Origin of the sequence: Umezawaea sp., assembly GCF_036375055.1 — a bacterium.
Taxonomy (GTDB): domain Bacteria; phylum Actinomycetota; class Actinomycetes; order Mycobacteriales; family Pseudonocardiaceae; genus Umezawaea.
The window spans coordinates 85,087-99,208 of record NZ_DASUSQ010000082.1; the positions used below are offsets into that span (position 1 = coordinate 85,087).

Below are 14,122 nucleotides of genomic sequence, written 5' to 3' on the forward strand. Positions count from 1 at the left end.
TCACTTTACGACCGTTTTCCTTGGCTGTACAGATTTGCGCCCGCGGTCGTCGCCCAGTGGTTTTTCGTGCGTGTCGGCGCGCACGCCTACCCGCGGCGGGCCCGTGACGCGCGCAGATATCCCATCACCAGGGACTCCAGGTCGGGTTCGGTGCTCGCCCAGCCCGCCGGTGCCGGTTCGGCTCCCCGCAGCAGGAGGGTGGACTGGCGGGCGGTGCGGGTCGCGCTGATCAGCGTTCCGTCCACAGCGGACTCCTCCGCGGCCGGGCCGACCAGGATCCGGTGCTCCGCCAGGACTTCCTCGATGCCGCCGCTGACCTGGACCCTGCCCTCGTCGATCAGCAGGATGTGGTCGCACACCTCGCGCAGGTCGCTGAGCAGGTGCGAGGACATCACGACCGTGGTCCCCCGGTCGGCGACCTCGGTCATGATGATCCGCAGCGTCTCGTCGCGCGCCAACGGGTCCAGGTCGGACAGCGGCTCGTCCAGGAGCAGCAGCCGGGGCAGCCTCCCCAGTGCCATCGCGATGGCCACCTGGGTCTGCGTGCCCCCGGACAGGGTGCCGACCTTCGCGTCGTGGTCCACGCCCACCAGCAGCCCGAGCACCTCGTGGACCCGGTCGGCGGACCAGCGGGCGTTCATGGACCCGACGGCCCGCGTCAGCTCGCGCACCGTGAGGTCGCGGTAGAGCGAGCGGTCCTGCCCCAGGAACGAGACGTCGGGGTGGATCCGGCCCCGGACCGGGGTGTCGAAGGCGCTCAGGTCACCGGTCGTCGGGCGGACGAGACCCGCGGCCATGCCCAGCAGGGTGCTCTTGCCCGCGCCGTTCGGGCCGACCAGGGCGACGACCTTGCCCTCGGGAACGGCGAACGTGCAGTCGCGGACCGCCCATCGGCTGCGGTAGCGCTTGCCCACGGCGGTGGCGGTCAGGGGATTCATGATCGTTCCTCGGCGGGGTAGTGCTCGTCTCGGACCGCGGAGTACAGGGCGTCGACGTCCTCGACGACGAGGCCGCCCTGCCGGGCACGGCCCATCCAGCCCGCCAACTCCTGCCGGAGCGGCGCGTCGTCGCCGGTGGTGGCCTCGGAGGACAGCGACGTGGTCACGAAGGTGCCCAGGCCGCGGCGGGCTCCCACGAGCCCTTCCCGTTCCAGTTCGCGGTAGGCCTTGAGCACGGTGTTGGGGTTGACGGCGGTCGCCTCCACCACCTCACGCGCTGAGGGCAGCCGGTCACCGGGGTTCAGCAGCCCCAGTCGCATGGCCTGTTTGACCTGCTGGATGATCTGCATGTAGGTGGAGACCCCGGAGCGCCGGTCGATCCGGAACTCGATCACATCGGCCAGCATAGGTGCTCCCGCCGCTCAGGGGCCCCACGACGCTCAGCTCTGACGTCGCAGCGCCCAGCCGGTGCCCACCAGCAGCAGGACCGCCAGTCCACCGAAGATCGACGCGTCGACCAGGTGCACCTGCCACGCCTGGCTCTCCGGGATGAAGACCGCGAACTGCTCGGCCAGACCGGACTGCGGCAGGCACGCGAGGAACCCCTCCTGCGTGTTCCGCGCTCCGTCCGGTGCCGACTTGCAGGCCTGGACCAGCGCGGTGGCCCGCTCGCCGGGAACCGGTCGCCCCGCGGTGTCGAGCCAGCCCTTCGCGATCACCAGGCTGCCGTCGCGGTACACGTCCAGGGTCGAGCCGGGCCCGACCTCCAGCCGTTGGGTGGGAACGAGGCGATTGACCACGTCCGACAGCGCGAAGCGCACGACGACGAACACGGCGAGCCCGGCGGTCATCGCCACCAGGGTGCGGCGGGACACCACGCCGAGGAAGGCGCCGAGCGCGAAGGCGAACAGCGCGTAGGCGACGGGTGAGACGTGCTCGATCCCGAAGTTGAGGAAGTAGAACGACCCGCTGTTGCGCGGGCCGAGCAGCCCGGCCGCGGACAGCCACCAGGAGACCAGGTGCTGCATCGCGACCAGCAGCACCAGCGCGGGCACCAGCGCGATGACGAGCTTGCCGAGCATCCACCGGGTACGGCTCACCGACTGCGTGAAGGCGAGGACGTGGGTGCCCTGCTCCAGTTCCCTGGCGAACAGGGGGGCTCCGAGGAAGACGCCGATCAGGACGGGGAGGCAGAGGATCGCGGCCTGTCCCAGGTTGAGCCTGGTGTTCCACGCTCCCTGGAAGGCGGCCGTCCGCTCGCCGTCCAGGCACGCAGGCCCCGTCCGCGCGACACAATCGGCCAGCCCCAACGAGTTGATGGCGTCGATCATGCTCGACCGCAGCAGGACGACGGCGCCCGCGCCGACGACCAGCACCGCGAGCAGGGTGATCAGCTGCGGGCGCTGCCGCCGCCAGGAGACCCAGATCATGCCGCTTCCTCCAGTGCCGCCCTGCGCATGTGGTCCAGGGCCAGTTCGCCGAGCGGGGTGCCGTCCGCGCTGAGCCGGTTGACGTCGCCCGCGAGCAGGACCCGCCCCCGGTGCAGCAGGACGAGGTGGTCGCACACGCCTTCCAGCTCAGCCAGCACGTGCGAGGACAGCACCACGGTGAAGCGCTGCGCCCTCGCCTCGGCGACCAGCGTGCGGAGCACGGTCTCGCGGGCCAGCGGGTCGAGGTCGGCCAGCGGCTCGTCGAGCAGCAGCAGGCCGGGGCGCTTGCCGAGGGCGAGCGCCAGGGCGACGCGGGTGCGCTGGCCACCGGACAGCGTGCCCACCTTCGCGCTCATCGGCACCGCGGCCTGCTCGATCAGGTGCTCGGCGTACGGCTGGTCCCAGGTCGGGTTGGTGTGCGCCCCGAACCGCAGCGTCTCGGACACGGTGAGCTCCTGGTACAGCGGCTTCTGCTGGGCCAGGTAGGAGACCGCGGGGTGCAGTCCCCTGCCCGCCGGGCGGTCCCCGAAGACGGTGATCCCACCGGTCGTCGGTCGCAGCAGCCCGGTGATCAGCCCCATCAGGGTGCTCTTGCCCGCGCCGTTCGGGCCGACGAGGGCCACGATCCGGTTCTCCGGGACCACCAGCGACGTCTCTCGCAGCGCCCACCCCCGGCGGTACCGCTTGCCCACACCACGAGCGTTGACCGGAAGCGCCCGCTCAGGCCGGCTTCGCACGTTCACGCCCCTCTCCCTTCGGTCGTCGACTGGCGCCAAGGTAACACCTTTCACTAGTGAAGTAGTGGACCAGTGATTCCCGCCTCGTGGAGCAACCCGTCGGCGAGGTGCCGCCCGGATGCTGATCACCCGTTCGTGTAGTTGGGCTGCTGGACCGGAGGTCCTAGTTTCGAAGCTCCGGGGTTGACGTCAGGAGCGGACGAGTGGCTGGGCCGAACACCAACGCCAGGGCGGGTCTGCTCACCAAGCGGACGCTCGTGGTCGCGTCGCACGCCGTCGAGCGGGCGGCGCTGGCCGGGCACCGGGACGAATCCGCGATCGTGATCGCCATGTTCCAGCGGCTGCCCTACTTCGAGCGGGAGGCGGAGGTCTACCGCAGGATCGCCGCACTGGCCCCGGTGACGATCGTCGGCATGGTGTCGGACACACGTCCCGACCTCCCCGCGGGCATCACCCCGGTGCTGCTGCGCCGGGACGAGGACCTGGCGCTCGAGTGGTCCGTGGTCGTGCTGTCGTCGACCTTCGGCGCCTGCGTCGTGGCGACGGACCTGGAGGAGCTCGACTTCAACGGCACCTCGCTCGAAGCCGGCCGCCTGTTCCGCGGGCGCTGGGGCTTCCGGCGGGAGGAGGCCTACGCGGAGGCCGTCCGGCTGCGCGACGCCTTGGGCGACCGCCTGCCGCCGCACGTGCGCAGGCGCTTCGAGTCCGTTCTGGACAGCATCGTCGAACCCCCCTCCGGCGAGGTGGAGCGGCGCTCGGAAGCCGCTCTGCACCACCTCAGCTCGCGGCTCGTCCGGTCGAGGGACAGGGCGGAGTCCGCGGCCGCACGGGCGGCGGGCGAGCGGCGCGACGCGCGAGACCCGTGGACCGGTCTGCACACGGTGGACTCCCTGAACGCCTGGCTCGGCACCGAGGTGTCCGACACGGTCAGGCTGGGGATCGTGATCATCGAGGTGCCCGGCCTGCGGACCATCGAGGCGTCCCACGGCGCCAGCGCCGCCGTCCACACGGAGAACAACGTCGCCGACGTCCTGAGCGCCGACCTGCGGCCGATCGACCGGGCGGCCAGGCTCAACGGGGAGGAGTTCCTCCTCGTCCTGCCCGGAGCCACCGAGCACACCACCAGGGCCGCCGCCGACCGCGTGCGCGCCGCGCTGGCCGACCTGCACCGCACGTACCCCCACCTGTCCGTGGCGGCGAGGGTCCGCGCGGGCAGCACGACCGAGCGCCCCATCGACCTGCGCAGACTGGCGACCCCGTCGGCACCGGTCACACCGCGACGGCCGCCGGTGCTGTCCGGCACGTTCAGCGAGGAGGAGTTGGCGGCGGCCCTGTCCCGCTGACCGCCGTCGTCCCACGGCACGGCGGAGATCGTCACCGACGGCCGGGTGCTCAGGTGCCGGTCGAGTCCGTGACGACGAACTCGCCGCCCGCGGCCCGCGCCACCTCGGGACCCAGGAGCCTGGCCGGGGTGAACGCGCCGGGGCGGCCCTCGCCCTTGGCCAGGCGCAGGGCCACCTCGGTGACGGCGTCCACGGTGAACGCCATGGCCTCGCCGGTGCGCAGCCAGCCCTCCCGCACCCGACCCGACGGCCACTCGACCCTGGCCCGGCCCCACGACGATCGACGCGGGCGTTCCCTGGCCGTGGTCGTCGTGACGCGGGCGAGCCGCCGGGTGGCGAAGCCCGCCACGCCCGGCAGGCGCAGCACGCCGCCGATCGCGGGCACGGCCGCCCGGAGGACCGGGTTGGCCGGGACGAGGGCGGAGGCGCCGATCACCGACGGGGCGCCGCTGGCCCGCCAGGCCGCGAAGAGTTCGCCGCCGCCCAGGGAAGCCGTGGTGACCACGTCGCCGTCGGGGGTGGTGACCCGCTCGGCGGCACCGCCCGCCCTGGCGCGCACCACCCGGCCCCGCCGCACCTCGCGGCCACCGTCGCGCAGCGAGTGCACGATCGTGGCGGCCAGGGCGTCGCCGAGGGCGCCGGGTTCGACCGCGACCGACGCGATGGCGTCGACGCGCACCCGTGAGGGCTTGTCCTCGCCCGCCAGCAGGTGCAGCAGGATCCCCTCGGTCCCGAGCACTCCGAAGCCCGCTCCGGGGACCAGCGTGCGACCGGTCGCCGCCGCCTCCCGGTCCATGCCGTCGAGCAGCTCGAACGCGCTCAGCTCGTCGGAGACGTCGACGTAGTGGGTGCCCGGTGGACAGGCGCGCGCGACCCGCGGACCCGTGACCGCGAACGGGCCCACCGTGTTGACCACGACGTCGGGCGCCTCGGTGGCCAGCCGCGCGCAGACCTCGTCGAGCGAGCCGGCGACCGCCCGCGCGTCCGGGTCCACCCGTGCCAGCCGCTCCCGGTCGCGGCCCGCCACCACCACCTCGGCACCGGCCCGGTGCAGGCGCTCCACCACCTCCCGGCCGACCCGTCCGGTCGCACCGAGCACCCAGATCCCACCCGTCATCGTCGCCTCCACCAGTCATGACACGTCATGTCATGACTATGGCACAGCACGACACGACGTGTCATCACTAGACTGCGGCGCATGGGTCGATGGCAGCCAGGCGCACGGGAACGGCTCGAACGGGCCGCGCTCGACCTCTTCCTGGACCAGGGCTTCACCGAGACGACCGTCCCGCAGATCACGGCACGGGCCGGGCTCACGACCCGCACGTTCTTCCGGCACTTCGCCGACAAGCGCGAGGTGCTGTTCGCGGGCGAGCACCTGGTGCCCGAACAGGTGGCCCGCCTCCTGGCCGAGGCGCCACCGTCGCTCGGCCCGATGGACCTGATCACCGAGGGCCTGGCCCCCGCCGCGGCCGAGGTCTTCCAGGGCCGCGGTCTCGACCACCTGCTGCGCAGGCGGGCCGCGATCGACGCCGAACCCGCCCTGCGCGAACGCGAGCTGCGCAAGTACTCGCTGATGTCGGAGGCCTTGGAGAAGGGCTTCCGCGACCGCGGCGTCGACGACCTGACCGCCAGGCTGGCGGCCGAGATCGCCGTGACCGCGTTCCGGGTGGCGGTGACCCGCTGGCTCGACCGCAACGGCGACCCCGACCTCCCGACCACCATCGGCCAGACCCTGGCCGCGGTGAGGCACCTGACCAGCCCGCAGGCCTGACCCCCGGCGCGGCCGGTGGTGCCGGTCACGACCCCCCGTGCGTGACCGGCACCGTCACCGGATCAGTTGTCGCACATCAGCCTGCTGCACCGCTGGGCGGTGATGCCCGAGGCGAACAGCCGCGACGGGTAGTTGTAGGCGTAGGCGTGCGACTGGAACGTGACGCCGTAGGAGTACGTCGTGAAGTACCCGGTGTAGCAGCTGGTCTGCCCCTTGGACACCTCGGCGTTCCCGCCGTCGGCGCTGGCGCAGGTCAGCCTGCCCGCGAGCACCCCGTCCACGTACACGTCGACGAACGCGTTCGCCCACTGCCCCTCACCGAGGGCCTTGTCCAGCTTGACCTGCGCCCAGTACTGGTCGCAGGAGTTCGCGTAGGTCGCGACGACGCCGACGCGCGCACCGGTCGAGGTGTTGGTGACCTGCCCCGACCGCAGCACCCACCCCGCCGACGAGCAGTCCCCCGGCGCGGCGGACGCCGCCGACGCCGTCCCCAACACCCCACCCAGCACCAAGACCACGCCGAGCAGCACCTTCACGATTCTCGCCATCGGTCCCTCCTCCTCCGTCGTTCGAGTTCGGAGCCGAGTACAGCGGTCCCCGCGCCGCCGAACGGGCGATCCTGGAAAGGTCTGGACGGAACTGGACGCCCTGCGCCGGACCGCCGGCTACCCTGGACCGCGCCCGGTCACCGGCCGGCGCGGAGGGGGGACAGTGAGGGGCGATCCGGGGCGCGTCCGAACACGCGCGGACCTCGCGCGCGAACTGGACCTGCTGAGGGGCGTCGCCGCACGCGGCACCGGGCGGACCAGGGTGGCGCTCACCGAACTGGCGCGCCGGGTCGCGGTGCCGCGCTCGACCGTCCACACCTACCTGACCGGTCTCGCGCTGCCGCCCGCCGAGGTCGTGGACCGGATCGTGATCGCCCTCGACGCCACGCCCGCCGAGCAGGCCGCGTGGGCCGACGCCTGGGAGCGCGTGGCCGTGCACGAGCACGAGTCGCGCCGCGCCGTTCCCACCGATCCGCGCCCGGCGCCCCGGCAGCTGCCCCCGGACGTCCCCGCGTTCACCGGCCGCGTCGCGTGCCTGGACGCGCTCGACCGGCTGCTCGACGACCGGAGGGCGGGCCGGACGGCGGTCGTGTCGGCCATCGCGGGCACGCCGGGCGTCGGGAAGACGGCGCTCGCGGTGCACTGGGCGCACCGGGTCGCCGACCGGTTCCCCGACGGGCAGCTCCACCTGAACCTGCGCGGCTACGACGCGCACGCGCCGCTGACCCCGGCGGAGGCGGCCGCGGTCCTGCTGCGGGCGCTGGGCGCCACCGACGTACCGCCGACGCTGGAGGAACGGGCGAGCAGGCTGCGCAGCGAACTGGCCGACCGCAGGGTGTTGCTGCTGCTGGACAACGCGGGCAGCGTCGAGCAGGTCCGCCACCTGCTGCCCGCGACGCGGTCGTGCTTCGCCGTGGTCACCAGCCGGGACTCGCTCGCCGGGCTGTCCGTGCTGGACGGGGCGGAGCGGCTGGACCTGGACGTGCTGTCCACCGCCGAGTCGGTGGACCTGCTGCGCGCGCTGCTGGGCGAACGCGTGCGCTGGGAGAGCGACGCGGCGGCCGACCTGGTGGAGCGGTGCGCGCGGCTGCCGCTGGCGCTGCGCGTCGCGGCGGAACTGGCCCGCGCGACGACGCTGCGCGACGTCGTGGACGGGCTCGCCGACGAGCGGACCCGGCTGGACCTGCTCGACAGCAGCGGCGACCCGCGCAGCATGGTCCGGGCGGTGTTCTCCTGGTCCTACCGGCGGCTGCCCGCCGACGCGGCCACGCTGTTCCTGCTGCTCGGCCGCCACCCCGGCCGGGACTTCGACGTGCCGTCGGCGGCGGCGCTGGTCGGCCGCCCGCCCGCCGAGACCGCCAGGACGCTGGACCTGCTCGTGCGGGCCAACCTGGTGCAGGACGGCGGGAACCACCGCTACGACCGGCACGACCTGCTCCGCGACTACGGACGCGAACTCGCGGAGGCCGCGACCCCGGACGTCGTCGAGCCCGCCACCGCCCGGCTGCTCGACCACTACCTGTCGACGACGGCGGCGGCGTTCGGCCTCGCCTACCCGGCCCACCGCCAGGAGGACACCGGTCCGCCGCCGCACTGGCTCGCCGACGCCGACGCCGCGCGGGCCTGGCTCACCGCGGAGGCCGACAACCTCGTCGCCGTCGTGGAACTGGCCGCCGCCACCGGGGCCGGAGACGTGGCGGCCCGGCTGGCGGCGCTCGCCGCCCGGCACCTCGACACCACCGCCCAGTGGCCGGAAGCGCTGCGGATGCACCGCGCGGCGCTCGACGCGGCGCGCGGCGCGGGTGACGTCGCCGCCGAGGCCACCGCGCTGCGCGACATGAGCATCGCCGCGGGCGAGCTCGGCGAGCGCGTGCAGGCGTTGGAGTGGCTCCGCCGCTGCGCCGCCCTCCGCCGGGAGCTGGGCGACGGCCCCGGCACCGCGGCGGCGCTGAGCAGCATCGGGGTCATGCTCGACGCGCTGAGCCGGTTCGACGAGGCCACCGCCTCCTACCAGGAGGCCATCGCGCTCAACCGGGAGCTGGGCGACCCGCACCGCGCCGCGATGGCGCTGCTCAACCTGGGTGTGGTCCTGCAACGACGCGGGGACGTGGACGGTGCCCTGGCCAACCACCGCGAGGCGCTGGAGGCGTTCCGCGAGGCGGGGGACGCGCTGGGCGAGGCCCACGCCCTGACCAACACCGGCGTCGCGCTCAACCTGCGCGGCGAACCCGACCGGGCCACGCCCCTGCTGGAGGAGGCCCTCACCGCGTACCGCGCGCTGGGCAGCAGGCTGGGCGAGGCGTTCGCCCTCAAGGGGCTCGGGTCGGCGCTGGCGGCCTGCGGCGACCACGCCGCCGCCCTCCCCCGCTACGCCGAGGCGCTGGAGATCACCGCCGAACTGTCCCAGCCCACCCTGCGCACCGAGGTGCTGAACCGGCTGGGCCGAGCCAGGTGCGCCACCGGCGACCACCCCGGAGCCCGCGACGCGCACCACGACGCCCTCGCGCTCGCCCGCGAACGCGGCGACCGCCTGGAGGAGGCGAACGCCCTGCACGGCCTGGGCCGCGTGGCCCGGGCCACCGACCGCCTCGACACCGCCCGCAGGCACTGGCTGAGGGCGCTCGACCTGTACGACGCGCTGGGCGTGGCCGACGCGGACCGCCTGCGCGGTGAACTGGCCGCGCTGGAGCCGTGACGCCCCGCGGGGCGGACGGTGGAGCGACACCGGTCCACGGCCGCGCGCACGTCGTGCCGGGGTAGCGTGGCGGGCCGTGGCGAAGATCCAGGGCGGTGCGACGATGACGCCGCGGTTCAGCGACTTCCTGCCGCCGTGGGTGGCGCTCCAGCCGTGGTACCGGGGTTCCGGCGTTCCCGTGCTGGCGCCGGTCGGCTTCTTCCGCTTCGAGGACCCGGCCGGTGAGGTCGGCCTCGAAACGCACCTCCTCACCGACGGGGAGACCGTGTACCAGATCCCGATGACCTACCGGGGCGCCCCGGCGCGGGAGATCGGGGAGAACGCGTTGATCGCGACGGCGGAGCACGGCGTGCTGGGGCGCCGGTGGATCTACGACGGCCAGGCGGATCCCCTGTGGCACGACCGCGTGCTCCACCTGGTCCGCACCGGCGGTGCCTCCGACCCGAGCGGCAGGGGCACCGCGAGGTTCGCCGAGGCGCGCGGCGAGGCGCGCACCTCGGACCCGCTGACGCCCGACGTCGCACGGGTGAGGCTGCTCCGCGTGCTCACCCCCGGCCCTCCCCCGTCGGGCCCGGACGTCGCCGGGGTGGTGCTGGGAACGTGGAACCCGCCCGGCGGCGCGGCACCGGCCACCGGCTGCCTGGCCGTCGTCGAGCCGACCGCCCTCCCCGATCCGGCCGCCTGACGGCCTCCTTGGCGGCGAACCGCCTCAGGCGGTCTTCAGGGCGCCCGCGTCCACCGCCCAGTTCGACCCGATCGCACTGGGCATCGTCGGCGACGACAGCAGGAGCACCGCGCGCGCGATCTCGTCCGGCTCGATGAGCCTCCCGGTCACCATGCCGCTCTGCGCGGGCAAGGCCGCCAGCAGGTCCGCGTGGCCGATCCCCAGGTGCGCCGCCACCTGCGCGACGTACCCGTCCGCGCCCTCCATGAGGTCCGTGCGCGTGCCGGACGGCGTGACGACGTTGACCCTGACCCCGACACCCGCGACCTTCTCCGCCAGCCCGCGGGAGAACGCGTTCAGGGCCGCCTTGGCCGCGGCGTAGTGGAGCGGCACGCCGAGCGGGCGGCGGGCGGTGTCGGAGCTGATGTTGACGATGGCGCCGCGGGCCTCGACCAGGGCGGGCAGCGCGGCGCGGGTGGTCTCGACGGCCGCGCCGAGGTTCAGGGCGAACGTGGCCGCCCAGTCGACGTCCGCGCCGTCCAGGGAGTCCTCGAGCGCCCCGTCGGGCACGGTGCCGCCGCCCGCGTTGTTGACCAGGACGTCCAGGCGCGGGTCGGCGGCGAGGACGGTCTCGACCGCGCGCCTCGGACCGTCGGGCACGGACAGGTCGGCGGACACGAAGGTGGCGCCGGTGGCGTCGAGCTCCCCGGTGCGCCGCCGGGAGACGGCGGTGACCGAGGCGCCCTCGGCGAGGTAGGCCCGGACGATCGCGAGGCCGATGCCCTTGCTCGCACCGGTCACGAGGACGCGCTTGCCCGCGAGTTGCAGATCCATGGCTGATTCCCTGTCCCACTGGGTGACGTGACGCCGCAACTGCATCATGGGCGTCCAACCCCTGTCAATATCTGCGACACATCTGTCTCAGTTAACTGCTGGGTAGGGTTGGGCACGACACTGGAGGTGGGATGACCGAGGCAACTCGTCCGCGCCGGGTGCGGGCGGACGCTGAACGCAGCACCGCCCGGATCCTGGAGGCCGCCGTGGCCGTGCTCGCGGTCGACCCGAACGCGACGCTGGAGCGGATCGCCGACGCGGCGGGGCTGGCCCGCGCCACCGTCCACCGCCGGTTCTCGTCCCGCAGGGCGCTGCTGGAGGCCATGACCGACCAGCTCAACGAGCGCTACCTGCTCAGCATGAAGCAGGCACGGGTGGAGACGGCACCACCCGTGGTCGCCCTGCACCGCCTGACGGAGCGGGTGTTCGAACTCAAGATCAGCCACCGCTTCGCCATCGAGCTGGCCGCCGACCCCGCCAACCGCAAGCCCCTGCTCAGCCGGGAGGTCCTCGACGGCCTCGACCTGCTCTTCACCCGCCTGCACGCCGCGGGCGCCATCACCGCGGGCAGCCCGAGCTGGTGCAGGCAGGTCTACCTGGCCCTCCTGCACGAGGTGGACGCGCTGCCCACCGGCTCGCCGGAGCTGGGCGCGGCGACCGACCCGACCGAGGAGGTCGGCGCCAGGTCCGACCTCCTGGTCAGCACCGTCCTCGGTGCGCTCGGCGGCACCCCCTGACCACCGGCCGTCCGACGCGCGGACGACGGGCCCCGACCGCCGGGGTGGTGGCTCAGCGCACCGCGACGCGGTCCAGTTCGCGGATGCCCCGCGCGCGCAGCGCCGCCGGGGAGCCCGCCGCGGTGCTCGTGACGACCGCGACGTCCACGCCCCGCTCGCGCAGCTCGTGCCAGCGTTCGAAGACCGGGCCGCCGGGGCCGAGCGCGGCGCGCGACAGCGGCAGGTCGTGGTCGTCGACGTCGACGACGACACCGACCGTGCGGGGCGGGGGTGGCGTGCCGCGCTTCGCCTCGGCGACGAGGTCGGCGAAGCGGCGGCCGAGGGGCTTCACCCGGTTCTCGGTGTCGAGGAGACCGAGGGAGTACTCCAGGTCCTTGTAGTCCGCGAGCGAGCGCGAGACGTCGTGCGAGCACCACCAGGTGATCGCGAAGAGGTCGGTCGTCGTGAGCGCGGCCTCGACCGTGCGCGCGCAGAACTCGGGCATCTCCGCCTCGGCGAGGTTCATCGACGGCGCGCCGACCTCCTGGAGCCACACCTTCCGCGCGGGGTCGGTCGCGAACGCCTTCGACAGCTCCACCATCCACTCCGCGTGGCGCACCGACTGCGGCGAGAGCGCGCCGTAGCGCGCGGCCGTCCCGTTGAAGATCCAGGAGTGCACGGTCGTCAGGTCGCCGAGGCGGGAGGCGTGCACGGGCACGAACGGGTGATCGTCGCGGTACCAGAGGTGGTCGTTCTCGCTGTGGGCCAGGACGTGGCGCGGGTCGCGGTCGCGCGGCGCGTCGAGCAGCGAGGTCAGCCAGTGCCGCACCTGCTCGGTCGTGGCGGGCATCGCCGCGGGGTTGGGGGGCTGGAACTGGTTGAGCTCGTTGCCGAGCGTCAGCCCCAGGAAGTTGGGCCGGTCCCGCACCGCGTCGTAGACGGCGGCGACGAGCGCGGCCTGGGCCTCGACGGCGAGCCGGTCGGTGAACATGTTGCCGTCGTGCCAGTTGACGAGCCAGGCGGGCACGAAGTCGAACCCGGACATGTGGCCCTGGATGACGTCGACCGCGATGTCGAGGTCGAACTCGGCGGCGACGTCGGCCACGAGGGCGACGTCGTCGAGCGCCCGCTGGCGGACGAGGGTGCGGTTGGGCTGGAGCACGGGCCACAGCGGGAAGACCCGCACGTGGTCGACGCCGAGCCCGGCGATGGCCTCGAAGTCCGCGCGCACGGCGTCGGGATCGACGGCCATCCACTGGAACATCCAGTCCTGCGACGGGGTGTAGTTGACGCCGAACCTGGGCGCGGTCGTGGTCAAGAGCGGTCCTCGCGGTCGTGGGTGTGCGGGGCGGGCGCCGTGGACTCGCGCACGAGCAGGCGGCGTCCGCTGACGGTCTGCGCCTCGACGGCTTCGCCGCGGACGAGGCGTTCGAGCAGGGCTACGGCGGTGCGGGCGCTCTCCTCGACGGGGGCGTCGAAGGCCGTGAGGCGCGGGCGGGCGATCGACGACACCCAGGAGTCCTCCCAGGCGATGACCGACAGCTGTTCGGGCACCCGCACGCCGATCTCGGGGGCGTGGGCGACGATCTCGGCGGCGATCGTCTCGCTGTCGACGATGATCGCCGTCGCCCCGCCGAGCCTGCCGAGCAGGTCTGCGACGGGGTCCTCGGCGTCCGGGTGCCACACGGCCAGGCCCGCCACGACACCGCGGTCCCGTGCGGCACGGCGGAAGCCGCGGTCGCGGGCGCGGGTGTGGGCGAGGCCGGGGGCGTCGGTGACCCTCGTGATGGCGCGGTGGCCGAGTCCGGTCAGGTGCTCGACCGCCTCCGCGAAGGCCGAGCCGTCGCGCACGGTGACCGAGACGACGGGGCCGGGGACGGGGGCGCCGAGCAGCGCCGCGGGCGCGCCGAGCTGCTCGACCAGCGCCAGCCGCGGGTCGTCGTCGCGCACGTCGACGAGCAGGAACGCGTCGACGCGCTGCTCGCCCCACCACTGCCGGTAGACCTGCTCCTCCTCGTCGGCCTGCACGAGGGTCAGCGACAGCGCCCACCCGATCCGGCTGAGCGGTTCGGTCAGCCCGGCGAGCAGCCGCATGAAGAAGGGGTCGCGGCCGAACGTCTCGCGCGACCGCGCGATGACGAGCCCGAGGCTCCGGCCGCCCTGCCCGGAAACCTTGCGGCTGGCGAAGTTCGGGCGCCAGTTGAGCTCGTCGGCGGCGGCGCGGATCCGGATCGCCGTGGCCTCGGAGACGTTGGGTCGCCCGTTGAAGACGTGCGACACCGCGGAGGGCGAGACGCCCGCGAGCCGGGCGACCGCGGCGATCGTCACGCGCTTGGTGGTGGGTTCAGTCATGGCCAGGCCGAGAGTAGGTAATTGACCGCGCGATGTAAAGCGGTATACCTTGCCCGCCACTTGATGTGTATCGCTTTACAAGGCAGCCCGA

14 protein-coding genes are annotated in these 14,122 nt (G+C 73.8%); 5 read left to right on the forward strand and 9 right to left on the reverse strand.

Annotated features, from left to right (window positions below):
• Positions 1-86: 86 nt before the first annotated feature.
• Genes VFZ92_RS22260 through VFZ92_RS22275 form a run of 4 tightly spaced genes read right to left on the reverse strand, consistent with a single transcriptional unit; the run spans position 87 to position 3,111 of the window.
• Positions 87-938, reverse strand: a complete 852-nt coding sequence (locus tag VFZ92_RS22260; protein WP_330877939.1) for an ABC transporter ATP-binding protein — start codon at positions 936-938, stop codon at positions 87-89.
• The gene (locus tag VFZ92_RS22265) at positions 935-1,333 is read right to left on the reverse strand and encodes a GntR family transcriptional regulator (RefSeq protein WP_414719972.1); all 399 of its coding nucleotides are present in this window, start codon (positions 1,331-1,333) and stop codon (positions 935-937) included. Before VFZ92_RS22265 ends, VFZ92_RS22260 begins: the two co-directional genes overlap by 4 nt.
• Before the next feature lie 45 nt (positions 1,334-1,378).
• Positions 1,379-2,368 carry an ABC transporter permease gene (locus VFZ92_RS22270; protein WP_330877941.1) on the reverse strand — a complete coding sequence of 330 codons (990 nt, stop codon included), beginning with the start codon at positions 2,366-2,368 and terminating at the stop codon, positions 1,379-1,381.
• Positions 2,365-3,111, reverse strand: coding sequence for an ABC transporter ATP-binding protein (locus tag VFZ92_RS22275; protein WP_330877942.1), 747 nt, complete (start codon positions 3,109-3,111; stop codon positions 2,365-2,367). The genes VFZ92_RS22270 and VFZ92_RS22275 overlap by 4 nt, the downstream gene beginning before the upstream one ends.
• 197 nt (positions 3,112-3,308) lie before the next feature.
• On the opposite strand from VFZ92_RS22275, the gene VFZ92_RS22280 reads away from it, so the two are divergent.
• Positions 3,309-4,448, forward strand: coding sequence for a DICT sensory domain-containing protein (locus VFZ92_RS22280; RefSeq protein WP_330877943.1), 1,140 nt, complete (start codon positions 3,309-3,311; stop codon positions 4,446-4,448).
• A gap of 49 nt (positions 4,449-4,497) precedes the next feature.
• Here the strand turns inward: VFZ92_RS22280 and VFZ92_RS22285 are convergent, their stop codons facing one another.
• Entirely contained in the window at positions 4,498-5,565 is a 1,068-nt protein-coding gene (locus VFZ92_RS22285) for a saccharopine dehydrogenase NADP-binding domain-containing protein (protein WP_330877944.1), read from the reverse strand.
• Between the two features lie 81 nt (positions 5,566-5,646).
• Between VFZ92_RS22285 and VFZ92_RS22290 the strand changes: the two genes are divergently transcribed.
• Positions 5,647-6,222, forward strand: a complete 576-nt coding sequence (locus VFZ92_RS22290) for a helix-turn-helix domain-containing protein (protein ID WP_330877945.1) — start codon at positions 5,647-5,649, stop codon at positions 6,220-6,222.
• Between the two features lie 62 nt (positions 6,223-6,284).
• On the opposite strand, the gene VFZ92_RS22295 is transcribed toward VFZ92_RS22290, so the two are convergent.
• Positions 6,285-6,770 carry a hypothetical protein gene (locus VFZ92_RS22295; protein WP_330877946.1) on the reverse strand — a complete coding sequence of 162 codons (486 nt, stop codon included), beginning with the start codon at positions 6,768-6,770 and terminating at the stop codon, positions 6,285-6,287.
• 163 nt (positions 6,771-6,933) lie between these two features.
• Between VFZ92_RS22295 and VFZ92_RS22300 the strand changes: the two genes are divergently transcribed.
• Together VFZ92_RS22300 and VFZ92_RS22305 are read left to right on the forward strand one after the other, a co-directional pair.
• A complete protein-coding gene (locus VFZ92_RS22300; protein WP_330877947.1) occupies positions 6,934-9,465 on the forward strand; it encodes an ATP-binding protein in 2,532 nt (843 codons plus the stop codon).
• A gap of 76 nt (positions 9,466-9,541) precedes the next feature.
• Entirely contained in the window at positions 9,542-10,150 is a 609-nt protein-coding gene (locus VFZ92_RS22305; protein WP_330877948.1) for a maltokinase N-terminal cap-like domain-containing protein, read from the forward strand.
• Between the two features lie 24 nt (positions 10,151-10,174).
• Here the strand turns inward: VFZ92_RS22305 and VFZ92_RS22310 are convergent, their stop codons facing one another.
• Positions 10,175-10,963 carry an SDR family NAD(P)-dependent oxidoreductase gene (locus VFZ92_RS22310; RefSeq protein ID WP_330877949.1) on the reverse strand — a complete coding sequence of 263 codons (789 nt, stop codon included), beginning with the start codon at positions 10,961-10,963 and terminating at the stop codon, positions 10,175-10,177.
• A 131-nt stretch (positions 10,964-11,094) separates the two neighbouring features.
• Between VFZ92_RS22310 and VFZ92_RS22315 the strand changes: the two genes are divergently transcribed.
• The gene (locus VFZ92_RS22315) at positions 11,095-11,700 is read left to right on the forward strand and encodes a helix-turn-helix domain-containing protein (RefSeq protein ID WP_330877950.1); all 606 of its coding nucleotides are present in this window, start codon (positions 11,095-11,097) and stop codon (positions 11,698-11,700) included.
• Between the two features lie 52 nt (positions 11,701-11,752).
• Here VFZ92_RS22315 and VFZ92_RS22320 read toward each other — a convergent pair whose 3' ends face one another.
• Positions 11,753-12,997, reverse strand: a complete 1,245-nt coding sequence (locus VFZ92_RS22320) for a glycosyl hydrolase (protein ID WP_330877951.1) — start codon at positions 12,995-12,997, stop codon at positions 11,753-11,755.
• A complete protein-coding gene (locus VFZ92_RS22325) occupies positions 12,994-14,031 on the reverse strand; it encodes a LacI family DNA-binding transcriptional regulator (RefSeq protein WP_330877952.1) in 1,038 nt (345 codons plus the stop codon). The genes VFZ92_RS22320 and VFZ92_RS22325 overlap by 4 nt, the downstream gene beginning before the upstream one ends.
• Between the last annotated feature and the right edge of the window lie 91 nt (positions 14,032-14,122).

Excerpts from the sequence above, each read along its gene's own strand:
- VFZ92_RS22270 (WP_330877941.1), bottom strand. The coding sequence starts at position 2,368 with ATGATCTGGGTCTCCTGGCGGCGGCAGCGCCCGCAGCTGATCACCCTG.
- VFZ92_RS22295 (WP_330877946.1), bottom strand. The coding sequence starts at position 6,770 with ATGGCGAGAATCGTGAAGGTGCTGCTCGGCGTGGTCTTGGTGCTGGGT.
- VFZ92_RS22315 (WP_330877950.1), top strand. The coding sequence starts at position 11,095 with ATGACCGAGGCAACTCGTCCGCGCCGGGTGCGGGCGGACGCTGAACGC.
- VFZ92_RS22290 (WP_330877945.1), top strand. The coding sequence starts at position 5,647 with ATGGGTCGATGGCAGCCAGGCGCACGGGAACGGCTCGAACGGGCCGCG.
- VFZ92_RS22310 (WP_330877949.1), bottom strand. The coding sequence starts at position 10,963 with ATGGATCTGCAACTCGCGGGCAAGCGCGTCCTCGTGACCGGTGCGAGC.
- VFZ92_RS22260 (WP_330877939.1), bottom strand. The coding sequence starts at position 938 with ATGAATCCCCTGACCGCCACCGCCGTGGGCAAGCGCTACCGCAGCCGA.
- VFZ92_RS22285 (WP_330877944.1), bottom strand. The coding sequence starts at position 5,565 with ATGACGGGTGGGATCTGGGTGCTCGGTGCGACCGGACGGGTCGGCCGG.
- VFZ92_RS22325 (WP_330877952.1), bottom strand. The coding sequence starts at position 14,031 with ATGACTGAACCCACCACCAAGCGCGTGACGATCGCCGCGGTCGCCCGG.